At 45.2% G+C, this 16,882-nt stretch carries 21 protein-coding genes; 4 read left to right on the forward strand and 17 right to left on the reverse strand.

Features of this window, described 5'->3' with window-relative positions:
* Position 1 precedes the first annotated feature (1 nt).
* Both MKX30_RS10900 and murI read right to left on the reverse strand, forming a co-directional pair.
* Positions 2-850: a phosphotransferase gene (locus tag MKX30_RS10900; protein WP_071558828.1), complete on the reverse strand. Its 849-nt coding sequence runs from the start codon at positions 848-850 to the stop codon at positions 2-4.
* Between the two features lie 92 nt (positions 851-942).
* The gene (murI, locus tag MKX30_RS10905) at positions 943-1,797 is read right to left on the reverse strand and encodes a glutamate racemase (RefSeq protein ID WP_341062829.1); all 855 of its coding nucleotides are present in this window, start codon (positions 1,795-1,797) and stop codon (positions 943-945) included.
* 240 nt (positions 1,798-2,037) lie between these two features.
* Between murI and MKX30_RS10910 the strand changes: the two genes are divergently transcribed.
* Entirely contained in the window at positions 2,038-2,664 is a 627-nt protein-coding gene (locus MKX30_RS10910; RefSeq protein ID WP_025723667.1) for an FMN-dependent NADH-azoreductase, read from the forward strand.
* A gap of 145 nt (positions 2,665-2,809) precedes the next feature.
* Here MKX30_RS10910 and MKX30_RS10915 read toward each other — a convergent pair whose 3' ends face one another.
* From MKX30_RS10915 to zwf, 8 genes are all read right to left on the reverse strand, one after another.
* The gene (locus MKX30_RS10915; RefSeq protein WP_023988310.1) at positions 2,810-3,319 is read right to left on the reverse strand and encodes a hypothetical protein; all 510 of its coding nucleotides are present in this window, start codon (positions 3,317-3,319) and stop codon (positions 2,810-2,812) included.
* A 173-nt stretch (positions 3,320-3,492) separates the two neighbouring features.
* Positions 3,493-3,648: a hypothetical protein gene (locus MKX30_RS10920; protein WP_023988309.1), complete on the reverse strand. Its 156-nt coding sequence runs from the start codon at positions 3,646-3,648 to the stop codon at positions 3,493-3,495.
* 777 nt (positions 3,649-4,425) lie between these two features.
* Positions 4,426-5,511 (reverse strand): lactonase family protein, encoded by a 1,086-nt coding sequence (locus MKX30_RS10925; protein WP_025723669.1) that lies wholly within the window; start codon positions 5,509-5,511, stop codon positions 4,426-4,428.
* A 69-nt stretch (positions 5,512-5,580) separates the two neighbouring features.
* Positions 5,581-6,027 carry an OsmC family protein gene (locus tag MKX30_RS10930; protein ID WP_013310026.1) on the reverse strand — a complete coding sequence of 149 codons (447 nt, stop codon included), beginning with the start codon at positions 6,025-6,027 and terminating at the stop codon, positions 5,581-5,583.
* 55 nt (positions 6,028-6,082) lie between these two features.
* Positions 6,083-7,291: an MFS transporter gene (locus tag MKX30_RS10935; RefSeq protein ID WP_341062830.1), complete on the reverse strand. Its 1,209-nt coding sequence runs from the start codon at positions 7,289-7,291 to the stop codon at positions 6,083-6,085.
* Positions 7,292-7,671: 380 nt separating this feature from the next.
* Complete coding sequence (locus MKX30_RS10940; RefSeq protein WP_023988305.1) at positions 7,672-8,346, reverse strand: SOS response-associated peptidase; 675 nt, start codon at positions 8,344-8,346, stop codon at positions 7,672-7,674.
* 156 nt (positions 8,347-8,502) lie between these two features.
* The gene (gene gnd, locus MKX30_RS10945) at positions 8,503-9,396 is read right to left on the reverse strand and encodes a phosphogluconate dehydrogenase (NAD(+)-dependent, decarboxylating) (protein ID WP_053325295.1); all 894 of its coding nucleotides are present in this window, start codon (positions 9,394-9,396) and stop codon (positions 8,503-8,505) included.
* Between the two features lie 54 nt (positions 9,397-9,450).
* Positions 9,451-10,953 carry a glucose-6-phosphate dehydrogenase gene (zwf, locus tag MKX30_RS10950; RefSeq protein ID WP_023988303.1) on the reverse strand — a complete coding sequence of 501 codons (1,503 nt, stop codon included), beginning with the start codon at positions 10,951-10,953 and terminating at the stop codon, positions 9,451-9,453.
* A 290-nt stretch (positions 10,954-11,243) separates the two neighbouring features.
* Between zwf and MKX30_RS10955 the strand changes: the two genes are divergently transcribed.
* Both MKX30_RS10955 and MKX30_RS10960 read left to right on the forward strand, forming a co-directional pair.
* Positions 11,244-11,564 carry a winged helix-turn-helix transcriptional regulator gene (locus MKX30_RS10955; protein WP_007430161.1) on the forward strand — a complete coding sequence of 107 codons (321 nt, stop codon included), beginning with the start codon at positions 11,244-11,246 and terminating at the stop codon, positions 11,562-11,564.
* 142 nt (positions 11,565-11,706) lie between these two features.
* Complete coding sequence (locus MKX30_RS10960; protein WP_341062831.1) at positions 11,707-12,036, forward strand: hypothetical protein; 330 nt, start codon at positions 11,707-11,709, stop codon at positions 12,034-12,036.
* Positions 12,037-12,046: 10 nt separating this feature from the next.
* On the opposite strand, the gene MKX30_RS10965 is transcribed toward MKX30_RS10960, so the two are convergent.
* The 7 genes from MKX30_RS10965 to MKX30_RS10995 all read right to left on the reverse strand — a co-directional run bounded on the left by MKX30_RS10965 (position 12,047) and on the right by MKX30_RS10995 (position 16,124).
* The gene (locus tag MKX30_RS10965) at positions 12,047-12,970 is read right to left on the reverse strand and encodes an NAD(P)/FAD-dependent oxidoreductase (protein WP_028542411.1); all 924 of its coding nucleotides are present in this window, start codon (positions 12,968-12,970) and stop codon (positions 12,047-12,049) included.
* Positions 12,971-13,210: 240 nt separating this feature from the next.
* The gene (locus MKX30_RS10970) at positions 13,211-13,813 is read right to left on the reverse strand and encodes a nitroreductase family protein (RefSeq protein ID WP_025722870.1); all 603 of its coding nucleotides are present in this window, start codon (positions 13,811-13,813) and stop codon (positions 13,211-13,213) included.
* A 106-nt stretch (positions 13,814-13,919) separates the two neighbouring features.
* Positions 13,920-14,198 carry a hypothetical protein gene (locus tag MKX30_RS10975; protein ID WP_013310018.1) on the reverse strand — a complete coding sequence of 93 codons (279 nt, stop codon included), beginning with the start codon at positions 14,196-14,198 and terminating at the stop codon, positions 13,920-13,922.
* Positions 14,199-14,328: 130 nt separating this feature from the next.
* The gene (locus tag MKX30_RS10980) at positions 14,329-14,655 is read right to left on the reverse strand and encodes a (2Fe-2S) ferredoxin domain-containing protein (RefSeq protein ID WP_028542412.1); all 327 of its coding nucleotides are present in this window, start codon (positions 14,653-14,655) and stop codon (positions 14,329-14,331) included.
* 35 nt (positions 14,656-14,690) lie between these two features.
* Positions 14,691-15,191, reverse strand: a complete 501-nt coding sequence (locus MKX30_RS10985) for a metallophosphoesterase family protein (protein ID WP_028542413.1) — start codon at positions 15,189-15,191, stop codon at positions 14,691-14,693.
* Positions 15,192-15,214: 23 nt separating this feature from the next.
* The gene (locus MKX30_RS10990; RefSeq protein WP_013310015.1) at positions 15,215-15,649 is read right to left on the reverse strand and encodes an Rrf2 family transcriptional regulator; all 435 of its coding nucleotides are present in this window, start codon (positions 15,647-15,649) and stop codon (positions 15,215-15,217) included.
* A 97-nt stretch (positions 15,650-15,746) separates the two neighbouring features.
* Entirely contained in the window at positions 15,747-16,124 is a 378-nt protein-coding gene (locus MKX30_RS10995; RefSeq protein ID WP_023988297.1) for a DivIVA domain-containing protein, read from the reverse strand.
* A 144-nt stretch (positions 16,125-16,268) separates the two neighbouring features.
* Here MKX30_RS10995 and MKX30_RS11000 point away from each other — a divergent pair, with 144 nt between their 5' ends.
* The gene (locus MKX30_RS11000; protein ID WP_028542414.1) at positions 16,269-16,838 is read left to right on the forward strand and encodes a TraR/DksA C4-type zinc finger protein; all 570 of its coding nucleotides are present in this window, start codon (positions 16,269-16,271) and stop codon (positions 16,836-16,838) included.
* Positions 16,839-16,882: the final 44 nt, after the last annotated feature.

Here is a 16,882-nt window from a genome sequence, read left to right on the forward strand (position 1 = left end):
TTCAGCAAATCCTGTCTAGCCAATAGGTCCACGCTTCTATATATTGATCTAGATCTCCCGGATGATGCCGAATGCAGGTAGCAATACGAAAGTATAATCCTTGTAGTACCTCCCTGTTCAGCTCGTATTCCCCTGTCATCTCTGGCCCAAGCTTCTCTAAGGCAGGCAAAATAGTATCGACGGTCAGCCTATCGGGTGAAGAACAAAAGGCGTATATCAGATCATACAGAGGCTCTCCCACGACTGGGTCAGGATCAATAATGCCTGTCAACGTACCATTTTCGGCAAACACAAAATTATGTACTCCACAGTCACCATGAAGCAAATATTTAATATTCCGTTGCGGCGATCCGGCCACAAGGGTATGGACGAACCGATGATCCTCTGGGGGTAAAACGTCTTGTATGATCTTTTCAGATTCCTTCGTTCTGTGCAGCAGAAAATCTCTCCATTCCACAAACGGGTGGTCCGGATAACCATAACGACGTTCCTCACCAAAAGGCTTATAGTGCGAGATCACCTCCGTCGCCAGACGAAGTAACAAATCGCTTTTGTTTCGTCCATGATACTGTGTGAGCCCTGACCTAAACGTGTACACCAAATAACGGTGCAACGGATCTACATAAACCAAACGCGATAGTTTCTCAACCTGTACATAGGTATGTAAGAATTCTGCCTCGGCTTCTACGACAGCGGGATCATTTTGCTTAATCACGTATCGCGGCTTAGTTCCGTCCATGACAACAACCACTTTGCTCGAAGTTCCGCCGGTCAGCGGTTTGAGATTTCGCATATGGCTTTCAAGCACGCCCGTTTCGTGAAGCTCATTCAGGATCAGTTGAACATCCATCTTACGCCCTCCCCCCATGCGTCTGATCAACAATGCGGCTGGCGATTTGGATATTTCACTAAGATCCAACACGTTCGCCAGCCGCTCTTCTTTTAAAAATAAATCTTTTCATGCTCCGCATAGATTTCAAGCGCCCGCTCCATCTTATGCACATAGGTCTCATCCTGACTAGAACATAGAAATGTAATGTGTCCCTCCTGCGATGGACCGGATTTTGGCGAAGGCTCCAGCAAATTACGCTCAGACAACACCTGTTTCAACCGTCTAACTGTTCCCTGGCTCCCGTCAATTAACTGAATATGAGAAGGCAGTAGTTCCCTTAGAATCTCCTTATAAAAAGGATAATGAGTACACCCCAATACCACCGTACCGTATATGTCGAGATTGAACGAAGACAGCTCCCGGTTAAAATATTCGGACATTTCTGCCCGGTCAAAATTCAACTGTTCGCAATACTGTACTAACTCCGGCAGAGGTAGTGAGTCCACGCTCCCATGATCGTCAACTCTGGATACCAGCGCTGCATAACAGGATTGTTTCAAGGTCAATGGTGTGGCTAACACCAGAACTCTTTTACCATTGGATCGGTTCATCTCGACCGCTGGCTTCACTGCTGGCTCCATACCAATAATCGGAATAGGATATTCTTTCCTTAGCTCCGCAACCGCGATACTTGTAGCCGTATTGCAGGCAATTACCAATGCCTTAACATCTTCTTTTAGAATCGTTTGTACTGAAGCCTTGACATAACCAAGCACCTCTTGGGGAGTTTTCGTCCCGTAAGGCACATGAAGGGTATCCGCCATGTATACAAAATTTTCGTTTGGCAAACGTCTTAGTGCCTCGGACAATACTGTAATTCCACCCAATCCTGAATCAAAAAAACCTATCTTCAAGCTACTCACCTTTTTTCGTTCAACTATTGTGCCATATCTTGCTGGCGCCATGTTCATTTTCTTCTTCGCCTACTCAAACCATTCTCTTCATTAAAGTTTACATTTAAATTTTACCGCAAAACTGATATTTTGCAAAAGAAACACGTAAAATTTACAGTGTAAAAAATAAAGTAGCTTTTCAAAGTAAATTTAATATAAAAGTGTTGACAGATATTATCTTTATATTGTAATATTACTTGGTAACTTACTAACTTAACTTACTTATTCAACTTACTTAGGGGGAAATAAATCATGTCTAAAGTATTATTTGTCAAAGCTAATGATCGTACAGCTGAAGAATCTGCAACAGTTAAATTGTATAACGCCTTCGTAGAAAGCTACAAGTCTTCCCACCCAACTGATGAAATCACTGAGCTGGACCTGTTCTCCGTCGAGCTTCCTTATTTGAACGCTAACATGATCAACGGCACGTTCAAATCCGCTAGAGGCATGGAGCTGAACGCAGAAGAAGCTCGCCTGGCAAACATTGCTAATGGCTACCTGGATCAATTCCTGGCAGCAGACAAAGTCGTATTTGCTTTCCCGCTCTGGAACATGACGATTCCAGCTGTACTGCATACGTACATTGACTACCTGAACCAAGCTGGTAAAACATTCAAATACACTGCTGAAGGTCCTGTTGGTCTCGTAACTGAAACTAAAGTAGCCCTGCTGAATGCAAGAGGCGGCGTTTATTCCGAAGGACCAGCTGCTGCAGCTGAAATGTCTTTGAACTTCATGAACAACATCTTATCCTTCTTCGGAGTGAAAGACATCGTGAAAGTTGTTCTGGAAGGACATAATCAATCTCCAGATCAAGCACAAGAAATCGTTGCTTCTGCTGTACAACGTGCAGTAGACACAGCAAAATCGTTCTAATCATATATTATGAAGAGAAGAGGATATCCGCGCCCTATATGGGCTGGATATCCTCTTTTTTTGTTATAAAGTATAAAAAAACACGTGCTCCCCTGATCTATAATCAAGTGAAAGCACGTGTTTGTGAAATGAGATTACTTCTATTTTAAGGAATGAATTGCTGCACGATTTTTATAACTTTACCCTCACGAAGCGTAATATGGTATGGAAATTGACTGAGGTCCAGAACGTCCTTTTTAGCAAAATCTTTCTCAAACTGTGCCAGAGGAATCGATTCGTTCCATTGCACGTCTGTATCTTCTATGTTACCCGTGTGATCATAAATCTGCACCTCTACTGAAGCATCTGGTGCAACCTGATACACGTCATTTTGCACGGAATTGTTTACGATGTAGTAGCCATCCGGAGCTCCATCCAATCCTGTATTTCCTTCATGCTCCACAAATGCTTTGTCAGCTGCCGCGCCTTCATACCATTCAATCGGGTCTGCCGACAAATAAATTTGTCCGTCACGAATCTCCATTTGGTTTATATATACGGTCTCCTGATTTTCAGCAGCTGCTACAGGCGTGTAGCCTTGCGCTGTTGCCCCTGCCGTCGTAATCAGCATCATCATTAAAGCCAATACGGTCCATTTCGAAGCTAGTTTCATCATGTCTGATCTCTCCTTGCCGTTTGGGTATGTACACGGTGTCTGTAAGCTTCATTACCCTTGTGTACTTATCATAAACGTTGCACGGTTAAAAAGTGTATCAGATACATAAAAAAGAAGTTACGATTTTTTAAGACTTGGTCTTAAAACTTGATAACATGTCCTATTTGTCTTTGCTATCTTAATAATCCGACCTGACGTGCCTGTTCTTCGGTGAGAATAAACTCTTCATTTTGCCATACTTCGTCCTCTTTGGTCACAGCAAACATCCCCATGATCTCTGTCCATATTCCTTTGTCGACGGCTTCCTTTTGCGTAATGATAATTTTCATTTCGTTTCCTCCTTTATATACTCTTATCGGTCTGTGAGGCCCACTTCGCGATCAGATGGTTTCTCCGATCGCTGTTGGAGCTTGATTTTTTGAATATATTTTAATGGTTAAAATCAAGTTCCAAAGGCGAACGCTATCGCTTCTCCGAAATCCATCTGCCCGCTTCGTTACTCAGTTTATCCTTGCCATTGCTCATTTTTCATGAGTTTGCCTCTAAAAAAGCCAACGACCTAAACTAATACTTAGGCCAAATATAATACTTTTATTTTAAGCCTCTAACCCTTATATGGAACTCACAATGCTTGTCCTAGATTTGCATTATCGGATTGAGAGATTCTTGTCCCGCTTATAACATATGTACCCTTTTCCTGCCGAGATTATTCGTATCTTATTTGTAACCATAAAATTTTATATTATTTTTGTAGGTAGTGACTTCTTTTGAAATGACTAAGCCCTAAAATAAAAACGGCTGTAGGTTATCCTACGAGCCGTTTTCACTAAAAAATTTTCTATGCTTGGTTAATCTATCAGTACCATCAACATATACGTATTCATTTATTGTTTCTGCATAAAAAAATGGTCGCCAAAAGCACTAAAGCAGCGGAGAGGACGGAATTGTTCTGAAGAAGCGGAGCGTTCGCCTTTGTCCCCGGATTTCTACCCTTGAACATACAATCGAGAAATCCGGGGGCAACAGCGACCGGAAGAATGATCCGTTCTCGTAGCGGTCACAAGCCGCATACCGTTACTTAGTTACCCCTAATGTTTTCCTAATTTTTACACGGAAAAGTAAAAAGGCTGTACGCATACTGGCTTGGACACGGTTACTTGTTGCCCAGTGTAGGTCAAGCGTCCACTTGCCTTGTCCACTTTGAACGTAACAATGTTGTTGGTGTCGCGGTTGGCCACGAGCATATGGTCACCATTTGGAGTCAAAGCAAAATGGCGTGGATGCTCTCCTTCGGCAGATACATGCTCGACCAAGCTCAACTTGCCAGTTGCTCCGTCTACAGCGTATACCACAATGCTGTCATGCCCGCGGTTGGAACCGTACAGATAAGCTCCATCCCCCGAAATCGCAATTTCAGCAGTTGTGTTTTCACCTGTAAAATCAGACGGCAATGTCGGTACGCTCTCAAGCTCAGTGAGCTTGCCAGCCTCTGCATCGTATGCAAAAGAAGTAATGGAAGAATCCACTTCGTTAATGACAAAAGCAAATTTACCATTCGGGTGGAACGTCAAATGACGTGGACCTGCACCTGCATGGGTTTTCGTTTCACCATGAAGCACCAGTTGTCCTTTGCTGTCATCAATGGTGTAAACGCGGATCAGATCCAGGCCGAGATCTTGTACGAACAGGAAGCGGCCATCCGGACTAAAGAAACTGGAATGTGGATGTGGACGATCCTGACGTTCAGGATGCGCTCCTTTGCCCTCATGCTGTTTAACATCCAGCAACTCACCGATACGTCCGTCCTCAGTCAGAGACACCAGTCCCACCATACCTCCGTGGTAGCTGACTACAATAAGGTAACGATCAGATGGATCACGCTGAATGTGGCAAGTTGTTGCACCCACGTTTTCCGCACGATTCAGCAATGTAAATGTTCCTTTAACTGGGTCAATTTCGAAAGCAGAGGCTTCGCCTACTTTCGCTCCTGCAGCAGAAGTCGTCTCTCCAATGGAATACAGCTTCCGATTTTTGACGTCCACATTCAGGAATGTAGGATTTTTCAAGCCGGAGAACTCATCCTGTAGTGTAAGTGCTCCTGTCTGTTCATTAAAAGTGTACGAATAAACTCCGTTACCTTCCAATTCGGCGTAAGAGCCTGCGAATACGAGCAATTTTTGTTGTGCTGTCATGGTTGTGTCCTCCTTGGATTAAAAAAATGATGGGCAATTGGAATGATTGCTCCTGTTACAAATATCGCTTTAAGAGGCGCGCTCCACCACGGGCTCTGTGGACAACGCCACATTTCCCGCTACGGCACGCGAGATCATGCATGAGGTTTCTGCCTGCTCTGCCAGTCGCAATGCTTGTTCGATCTGCGATTCTGTCGCATCGGCGGCCAATTGAACCTGCGGACGATGCACAATTCGGCGATATGTAAAAATATTGTTCGTTACATCGACAATCCCTTCGGATTCCAGCGCCAGTGATGCCACCGGGAGACTCGCGCGCTCCATCATAGCCGCCAACGTAATCAAATAGCAGGTAGCGGCGGCACCGAGCAGCATTTCATCTGGATTGGTGCCCACACCAGGGCCTCCCATCTCAGCCGGGATCGAAATTGCAGTCCGCAACTGTCCAGCCTCAATACGGCCGTCGCTGTTGCGCCCCCCGTTCCAGTCTGCCTTGAGCAGAAAGGTATGCTCCATTTCAGGTCACTCCTCTCTCTTATATTATGAATCTTTACACAGGTGAATGTAAAGGTTAGTCAATCTCCTGGTTTTTGGTTTCCGTACCCAGCAACCATACAGCCACTGCTCCGATCAAGATAGCTACGAAGAAAATCACAAAGATAGATGGTAACGCTACGCCTTGTCCTACGAGTATACCGACCGCAAAAGGCCCGATAACGCCTCCAATACGGCCAAACGCAGCCGCCATACCCACACCGGTAGAACGGACCGCTGTCGGGTACAATTCCGGAGTATAAGCGTACATGGCTCCCCAAGCACCGAGATTAAAAAAGGACAAGCAGATACCAGCAGCTAGCAGCATTCCCGCCGTTTCCGAGGTGCCGAACCAAATGGCGGACACTGCTGTGAGCAGCAAGTAGATGATCAGTACGAATTTGCGCCCCAGCTTTTCAATTAGATAGGCGGCGGTAAAGTAACCTGGTAGTTGCGCAAGCGTCATGATCAGTACATATTCAAAGCTTTTAACCAGTTCGAAACCTTTCATAAACATAATGCTCGGTAGCCACAGGAACATGCCGTAGTATGAAAATACAACTGTGAACCATAAAATCCACAGCATCAGCGTAGACTTGCGATTGGGTCCCGACCAAATCGAAGCCAATCGTGCACGCAGCGGAAGTTTAACGCTTTGCTGCTTGTAACGCGGTGAATCCTCAATAGCTCTGCGCAGATAAAGAGCGTACAGCGCAGGTACTGCGCCGAGAATAAATGCCATTTGCCAACCATACTTCGGAATAACAAAATAAGCAATAAGAGCCGAAAGGATCCAGCCTGCCGCCCAGAAGCTTTCCAGCAGGACAACCGCTCTTCCTCGTTCTTTTACAGGCACTGATTCTGACACCAGCGTCGAAGCAACAGGCAATTCCCCGCCCAAGCCTGCACCAGCAATAAAACGCAGCACCAGCAGCATTCCGAGTCCTGTCGCCAAAGCTGATAAGCCACTGGCAATAGAAAAGATCAACAATGTCCACACTAATATGGCGCGTCTGCCGTAACGATCCGCCAAAATCCCCGCCAAAGCGGCTCCGAACACCATTCCTATCGAATTCATTGCAGTCAGCAGTCCAATTTGCTCAGATCCCAGATGCCACTCCTTTGCCAACGCTGCGACTATAAATGAAAGCAGCCCCACATCCATAGCATCAAACAACCAGCTGAGCCCTGCGCTAAACAGTAATTTTCTTTTTTTGGCTGGTGGTAATGAAGTTAATTCACTCATGATTCGCTCTCCCTTAAAAATATATCGTATGTAGACGTATATTCAGGTGTCTTGTCACCTGTAGCCTAGCATCTATTGTACCGTAAGCTTCCTTAATCTGCGAGCTTTTTAACACAGAAAAAAACGGAAGATTGCCTACGGCAATTCTCCCGCCTTCTGGAACCTGCCACTTACCGGTTTTGGACCAGACCGATGATCGTCACCATGAGCACTAGCAGCTGGATGAGTGTATCGTTACTCATTCCAATCGCCTCCATCCCATATGAGATACTCCTTCGGCCGTTTCCCCTCTCCCCGGATCATGACGCTTGTTCCCCAATACATACCTATGCAGGTGGCGGGAAGCTTATGATCAATAATGGATGAAAATCTCCATACGTTTAAGGTTTAATCCAGGACCACTGCAAATCCATTTCCTGAATACATTCACGGTTATCATGTTCATCATTGGCCACCAGTGGGGTCACTGGATAGATGCTCATGTCGCCTTGCTCATACGTGCGCAGTAGAGGCAACAGCTCATCTATGTTCTGGACAGACGGGTCCAGCCATGAATCTATATGATCAGCTTCCAAAATAGCTGGCATACGGGTATCGAATTCACGTATATCCGTATTGGCATGAACTGTCATCATCGTACAGGTGCGTAAAGGCTCCTTACGACTATCCTGCCATACTTCATATAGTCCCGCGACCGCAAACATCTTCTGTTCCGGCAGTACCACCCGTACAGCACACATGCGTTTACCCAATTTGCGCCAATAATAAAATCCATTGCATGGAATAATACAACGTCGGGTTTCCGCCATCTTGCGATAACTCGGATTTACCCGAACCGTATTCAAGTCTGCATTGACACAATCCTTGCCCCAGTAGGGAATAAATCCCCAGCGAAATTCATCAAGTACCCGTTCTCCATCCTGATGCAGCACAATTGGAACATGCTGAGTGGGACTCATGTTATAACGCGTTTTGTAATAATACATCACCCGTTGTATACCAAAATGATCCCTTACCTCATCCAAATCAGCCGATAACGAAAACCTTTTGCACATACGCTATTCATCCTTCCGCCTTTTTCATCTATTGTGCGGATATACAAGGAAAAATATGCATATGCAGGTTTTGCAAACATCCAATAAACGACAAAACATATAGCAATATCCCCGCAGTTGTGAAGCTACGGGGATAGATACTAGCTTATATCGTTATTACTTCTTTTCTACCGCGTGACCGCCAAATTCATTGCGCAGCGCAGCAACCACTTTCCCGTTGAACGTGTCCGCATCAAGAGAACGGTAGCGCATCAGCAGGGACAAAGCAATGACTGGAGTTGCAGCCTGAATGTCCAGCGCTTCCTCAACCGTCCATTTTCCTTCACCAGAAGAGTGCATAACCCCACGGATTTCGTCCAGGTTTGCATCTTTGGAGAATGCCCGTTCAGTCAAGCCCATCAGCCAAGAGCGAATAACAGAACCGTTGTTCCACACACGCGCTACTTGTTCATAATCAAAGTCAAAGCTGCTTTTTTCCAGCACTTCAAATCCTTCACCGATGGAAGCCATCATGCCGTATTCCACACCGTTATGAACCATTTTCAGAAAATGTCCGCTTCCGGATTTACCTGCATACAGATATCCGTTTTCCACTGCTGTGTCGCGGAAAATAGGCTCAACAACCGCCCAAGCTTCCGGATCGCCACCGATCATGTAACAAGCGCCATTGCGTGCGCCTTCCATCCCGCCTGAGGTTCCAGCATCCATGAAGCTGATACCATATTCTTGAAGACGGGCATGGCGAGCAATAGACTCTTTGTAATGAGAATTACCACCTTCAATAATGATGTCTCCTTTGGACAACATCGGTTGAAGCTGATCCAGCACAGAATCCACAATTTGGTGAGGAACCATAATCCACAATACTCTAGGGGATTGAGTTGCCTGTACAAGCTCTTCCAATGTGGAAGCACCTGTAGCTCCATAATCCTTCATTTCTTGGATGGCGGCTGCATTGACGTCGTAAGCCACAAGTTCATGCTTATGATCGATCAAATTTTTCCCGAGATTTAAGCCCATTTTTCCCAAACCAATTAATCCTACTTGCATTGTAAAGGCCTCCTGCCGTAGCAAACATATTTTGTATATACTTTCTTATTGATGTTAAGAACGAACGACTGCTTTTTCAGTGCTTTCGGACTTTTCGTCCAGCCACCATGTAAAGCCTTGCTCTTCCAACAATTGATCTGAAGCTTCTGGACCGTAAGAGCCTGCTGCATACGTATGAAGTGGAACCTCACCACGAGCAAAAGCTTCCAGTACAGGTTGAACCCACACCCATGAAAGCTCAACTTCGTTCCAATGAGCAAAAAAGGTGGAATCGCCGCGCAGCGCATCAAAGATGAGGCGCTCATAGGCTTCTGGTACATCCTTGGCCTCGGAATGATAATTCATCAGAACCGTTTCCAGTTGACCAGCGTTTAACGGGTCTCTGCTATTCAGACGCAGCGTTACCTTTTCATCCGGGTTAACATGGATGATCAGCAAGTTCGGGTCAGTCGGTTGCCCTTGAGCGGCATAAGGATCTGTGCTGTCCTTTTTGAATTCCACAACGATACGAGTAGATTTTTCTTTCATGCGTTTGCCAGTACGAATATAGAAAGGTACACCCGACCATTGTTCGTTGTCAATCCATAGGCGAGCTGAAATGAAAGTATCATTTTGTGAATCAGGACCGATGTCCGGCTCTTCATTATAGGAAGGAACTGCTTTTCCGTTGATCTCACCGTTGGTATATTGGCCTCTAACCACGTTGGAAGCAATATCGGAAGGATCAAGTGCACGAAGCGCGTCCATCACCTTGCTTTTTTCATCACGCACCTGGTCAGCCGTGACATGTCCCGGCTTGTTCATAGCCGTCATCATCAACACCTGTAGCATGTGATTTTGTACCATATCACGAATAGCACCAGAATGATCATAGTATCCTGCTCGCTCCTCCACCCCTACAGTCTCGGATGCGGTAATTTGCACATTGGCGATGTATTGATTGTTCCATATCCCTTGAAGCAATGGATTAGCAAATTTTAAGGCTTCCAGGTTTTGCACCATGGGCTTACCTAAGTAATGGTCAATACGATAAATCTCATCCTCAGCAAAGGTTCTGCTCAGGCGATCATTCAGCTCACGTGCTGATTCCAGATCATGTCCAAATGGTTTTTCGATAATGAGCCGTTTCCAACCCTTTGTTTCAGCTAAACCACTCTCCCGAATATTGAGGGCAATCACATCAAAAAATTCCGGTGCCACCGATAAGTAAAACATGCGGTTCCCCGGAATTCCCAAGTCATTTTCACGTTGCTCAGCAAGCTGCAGCAGCTTTTTATAATCTTCCGGGTGGTTGACGTTCAATGCGCTGTAACGGAAAGCACTTAAGAACTGATCCATCTGTGCACGGTCTTCATTCACGTGTCTGGAAAAATCCTTAATGGATTGCTCTACATTACTTTGAAATTGCTCGTCCGCCACTTCACGACGCCCCATCCCAATTACAGAAAAGGAAGCCGGAATTTTACCTTCTACAAACAAATTATACAAGGCAGGGTAAATTTTGCGTTTCGCCAAATCCCCTGTCGCTCCAAATAAGACAAATGTCATTGAATCCATGAAATATTCCTTCTTCCCATTATAAAGATGAGGTTATTAAAAGTTACCTGAGGAATTAACGTAACCCATAATACACCCAAAATAAGGGGCAAGTCAATCAAATTTTAGCGAAATCGTGAACATTCGATATATCCTGTAATGATAACGTTTTCTGTGGTATGATTGACGAAAGGAAAGAGAAAAAACTGTTAAATATGTCACAGTTGATACAAAGCGTTATAGTTACTATTGGTATACAGAGTTACTTTTAGTATACTGTTTAAAACAACAATGAAATTGAGGGGATTCAGATGAGCGACGACAGGCAGCCTAAGCTTTTGTGCGGTAAGGTGGAACAGTCCTTTCAGATCATCAGCAAAAAATGGACCGCTCTCATCATTCATACTTTGATGGAACATCCCAAACGATTTAGTGAAATTCACGTCTCCATACCTGATCTTAGTAAACGCATGCTGAACGAACGCATCAAGGAACTAGAGCTTTCCGGCCTGATCCTTCGCAATGTCATCACAGAGCGGCCTGTGCGTACCGAGTATTCGCTGACACGCAAGGGTAAAGAGCTAGGTGATGCATTAAATGGTGTGGAGAGCTGGGCCGAGAGATGGCTTTAACCGCTAACAGGAGGTCGTCACACAGGGTCTCCTGTTATTGTGTTACCCCATGTGGATCATAATACAAACTATAGTACGAAAATAATGGAACAACTGCGCAGCAGCTCATGATTTCAGAATGAGCCAAGGAAGGATGAGAACGATGGCATTTGGCATTACCCGGCAGGAGCTTATGGCCTGGAAAAGAGAGGTCAGTCGTGGTGAAATTGCTTTCCTGACACATTACTGGCTGGATGATCGCTTTCCAGGCATTACAACCGTCACCAAGGTGGGATGTTCTGATTTGGACAAGCTGCGCTTATGGTGCAACCATAACGGATTGAACCCCCAATATATTCATCAGCGTCAGCCCTATCCGCATTTTGATCTTATCGGCAACAAACAGACGGAAATTTTACGTAAGTACGGCATGAGCGATCAATTAAAACGCTTCGAACTTCAACTCCCAACGAGTACACACCCACCGTTCTAAACCGCAGCTCTCAGAGCTGCGGTTCTTTTGTTTTCATACCAGTTAATACCTTGTGTATCCAAATCGCTGACATAGCTCCTTCTCCCATCGCCACAGTCGCTTGCTCGGCATGAGCTCCTAAGTCCCCGGCTACCCATACATTTTCCACATTTGTCATTTTGCTGCGAGGATGAGTCTCAATATGCTTATTATGCAGCAGATGTACACCCAGTTGCTCCGCCAGCTCTGAATGAACGTGATTGCTGCCAAAGGCTAAAAAGCCCCGCTCTGCTGGAACCACATGTCCATCAGCCAGCCGCACTCCTTCAAAACAGCCCCATTCTCCGGTTATAATCTCTGAAATGGCTGCTTCCTTATAGCCAATCCCTTTTTCCCGCAGCTTTACGATCAGCTCGTCCGGCACCTCTGAACGCTCATGATTGACATAAACAAGTTGATCGGTGCGCGCTGATAAAGTCAGAGCCATGGAAGCTCCTGCTTTGCCTGCCCCCATAACGACCGTGCTGCGATCCTGAACCTCATAACCGTCACAATCCGGGCACACATATACACTGTTGCCCAAGCAGGCTTGTAACCCATCCAGCTTTGGAAAACGGTCCGTTAGCCCTGTCGCCAACAGCAGCGTTTTTGACGAATAGACGGATCCTGCATCCACTTGAATGTCAAAAAGCTCATCTCTTTTGGCGGCTTTTACCGCCTTCCCTTCAACAAATTCAGTACCTAGTTTCGTGGCTTCACTACGTCCAAGCCGTCGCAGCTCTTCACCAGAAATTCCGTCAGGAAAGCCCAAAATATTATGATACTGGTGGCACAGCGTAGATCGACCATAGCCCGAATCTATCACTAGAACTCGATGACTGCTGTATCTCCCCAATTGAATCGCTGCTTGCAATCCGGCAATTCCCCCACCAACAATAATGCAATCATAGTTCATCACTTTTCCTCCTTTGAATGCGCGTTATCCTAGACATCTGCATAAAACCGCAATAACACCAATGTAAACTTCTCATCCAATTTTAAACATAATATCACCCACTAACGGATGAATTAACCCCTGTGTCCGTACATATCAAAGCTTATATGCCTTAAAAATGGAATGACAAAAAGCACTGTGGATACCCACAGTGCTTTACCAGGTCGAGCCTGAATCGTCATTTTATCGTGAAAATTATAATTATTTAAATGTTTTTACTCGTTCTTCAACAGGCTGGAATTCTTTTTCACCTGGTTGGAATGTCGGTTTACCAAATGGCATTTCAGCAATCAGTTTCCAATGCTCAGGAATGTTCCATTCGTTTTTCACTTTTTCATCAATCAATGGGTTGTAATGCTGAAGGGATGCCCCCAGTCCTTCTTGCTCCAGAGCCGTCCATACTACCAATTGCAACATACCATTAGATTGGTTGGACCAGATTGGGAAATTGTCCGCATAGGCTTCAAATTGTTGCTGCAGACCAGCTACCACGTTATTGTCTTCAAAGAACAAGACTGTTCCGTATCCGCTGCGGAAACCGTTCATTTTCTCGGCAGTAGACTTGAATTGCTCCTCATTGCCTACAACCTCACGCAAAATATCTTCTGTAATATTCCACAGTTTATCATGATGCTCTCCAAGCAACACTACTGCACGTGAAGTTTGGGAGTTGAAAGAGGTAGGTGTGTACTTAACAGCTTCCTCTACAATCTCTTGAATCCGTTGGTCAGAAATGACCTGTTCTTTGCTAATACCATAATAGGAGCGTCTGTCTTTCAGAGCTGTGAAGAAGTCTTTAGCCATTTTGTTACCTCCTGAGAAAAATTAATTACTTTTCGTAACTTAATATACATTACATATATCTTAAAGTCAAGAGATTTCTTTTTAAATATTACCAGTTAGTTGATGATTATACGCCACCATTATATTTTTTCTCACTGGAAGAGGTGTGCTTGGTTGCATCCTTGTCTCTCTCCTCCTGCCTTTCCATCTTCAAATCCTCTACGGGAATGGCGTCTACCGTCTGCTCAATCTCAAAACGGTCAAACAAGCTTTCCTGCTCTGTCGGATACTGCTCTGCATGATCTCGATTGATCGACTGTTCCTGATGTTTAGACTCCGTTGTTCCTTTCCCCGTCTGTCCTTTCTGCTCATTCTGATCGTGCAGGTTATCTTCAAATGGGGCCATTTTACTTCCCTCCCTATCGGATTGGTGTTCACAGTATACTTTTACCTTTCACATCGAGGATTAAACGCAAAAAAGAGAAAATCTCCGCAAAGATTTTCTCTACTCATGTTCTTATAAATGGTTGATTGGATTATTCCGAGCTGGATTTACCTGTATACTCATGAAAAAGATGAGGTTCCAGCTTCTCTCCCGTTACGAGCTTCTGCACCAGTTGAGTCCCCGAGTCGGGGGTCATTTGACCATACCAGTCCCCTTGAGGATATACGATCACAACCGCAGCATCATGACAACGCCCATTACAGCGAGTTCTGGTCGTGTGAATATATGCTTCTGCATTTTGTTTACGAATTTCATCCCGAATTGCCTGTGTAACTTCTTCACCCTCATGTCGCATACATGTGCCTCCATTGCAGATCAACACATGATGCTTCATTGGTTCTAATTCAAAAATGGCCATAGCTTCCCCTTTAATCAACAGTTGTTGGTTTTAAATCAATGTTTATCTGGATAAAGAACAAGCTGTGCTTCCATCTGACCAGCTTCAATCGTCAGCACGATAAATGAATATTCGTCTTCGCCACGTTTGTCCGTCGGAGACCCTGGATTAAGGACAAGCTGACCGTCAATCGTTTTGACCACCGGAATATGCGAATGTCCATAAATCAGGCAATCCAGCGTTTCTCCCTTAAACGTATTCAATGCGATATTTTCTGTCGTTCCTCGCCAGCCGTGACCGTGAACCATACCGATCCGCTTGCCTTCAACTTCAACGATTCGCTGATAGCCTAAACGCTCCACGATGTCCATTCCATCATTGTTTCCGGCAATGCCTTGCACAGGCGCAAATTCAGCTAGACGTTCATATACGAACCAATCCGTCCAGTCTCCGGCATGGAGAATGAGGTCACTGCCTTTTAACTCCTGTACAAGCCGACTAGGCAACGCTTTGCTTCTATGCGGCATATGAGTGTCTGAAAGTACGATGATTTTCATATAAATTCTCCTTACCAGCGTCTTTACACGGATGAACTTTGTTGCCCCACGCGCTGCTGAAGTGCCTGCTCCAGATCTCGCAGCGTAACGGTCTCGAAAAACGCCTGTATTTTCTGCTCTGCCACGGTATATAAACCATCCAATAATGCGTCTATGTTCCTGCCTACCTCACAATTATGATTGCTGTCGGTATGGATGGCGAACAACGGACCTTCATCCTTGGTCGCCTCATAGATCATTTTCAGATTGATGTTTGAACTGGACATGCTTAGACGAAAGCCGCGTGCTCCAGGCGACGAATCCACCAAACCCGCTTGTTTGAGTCGGCTCATAATCCTTCTCACAACTACTGGGTTTGTATTGATGCTGGAAGCAATAAGTGACGATGTCATTCGCTCCGGTGCCCCTTCAGCCAGAAGAAGCAGACAATGGATACTAACGGAAAAATGGGTACTCATGTTAACCACCTTTATGTGTGTGCCTCATTAAATGTTTGGAAAAATGCTTGTTTCCATCATACCACAATAGAGGCACCAACACAGTGCTTACTGCACCTTACTCCGGAAAATAGTCATTTTCAGGACGTACTCGCACTTTTAATTGGCGTACACTATATTCCAACTGCTTAACGATATCCTCCAGTTGACGACGGTCCAGTCCATTAAGGTCGGCCGCAGGCTTGGGTGCATTTTTCAAATCACGTATGGTTGCCTGCTGCTCCTGCCACTTGTCCATCAGGTCGGCTATATTCGCATAAAAGCGTTCATAATCCTTGATCACTTCATCCAGAAAGGCATCCACCTCGTCCGGATCATAGCCGCGCATTTTATTCTTAAACTGTTTCTCATGAATGGAGAGCGCGTCCAGCTGAATGCCCAGTTGTTTAAACAACTGCTTTTGTTTATCCAGACGACGCTTCATATGTTCATCCATCGGTTATTCCCTCCTTAACACACTATTCTTTTTATATCACATTCTAGGCTGGGAATAAAAGTCTCTGCTGATTGCCCGGCCCTATGAACGGGTATAAAAGAGCATACGTGTCACTTATACAGACCACGAAGGGGAGAGATGATCATGAACCATTTGAACGATTCGCAGCTTGCAGAGCTGAAACATATGTTGCTGGAGCAGAAAAAGGATTTAGAAAAGCATTTTGAACAAAACGGTCAGGAAAACGCTCAATTGGGAGAAACACTGACAGATTCCACAGGTGAGCTCTCGTCCTATGACAACCACCCCGCTGATATAGGGACAGAAACCTTTGAACGGTCCCGTGATCTGGCGATTAATGATTCGCTACAAGACGAGCTGGAGCAAGTCAATGCAGCCCTTCAACGGATGAAGGATGGGACATACGGAATATGTGTGGAGAGCGGGAAAGAAATTCCCTTTGAACGGTTGCAAGCCATTCCATATACAGCCTATACAATCGAGCACACGCCAACTCGAGAATTATCGAATGACCGTCCTGTAGAGGAACAGGTCATGACTCCGCCGCCCAAGGGTGCAGGTGAGGTTCGCCAACGAAATGCAGGACGATTTGACGATGCGGGCGCATGGGACGCCGTGGAGAAATACGGTACATCAAACTCGCCTGCAACTGCCGCCAAGCGTGATGTCACCGATTATGATGAAAATATGTAATGCTATATGCTTATGTATTCGTTCATCTAAAAAAGCAGCTTGTC

It is taken from the genome of Paenibacillus sp. FSL P2-0173 (assembly GCF_038008045.1).
Lineage (GTDB): Bacteria > Bacillota > Bacilli > Paenibacillales > Paenibacillaceae > Paenibacillus > Paenibacillus polymyxa_B.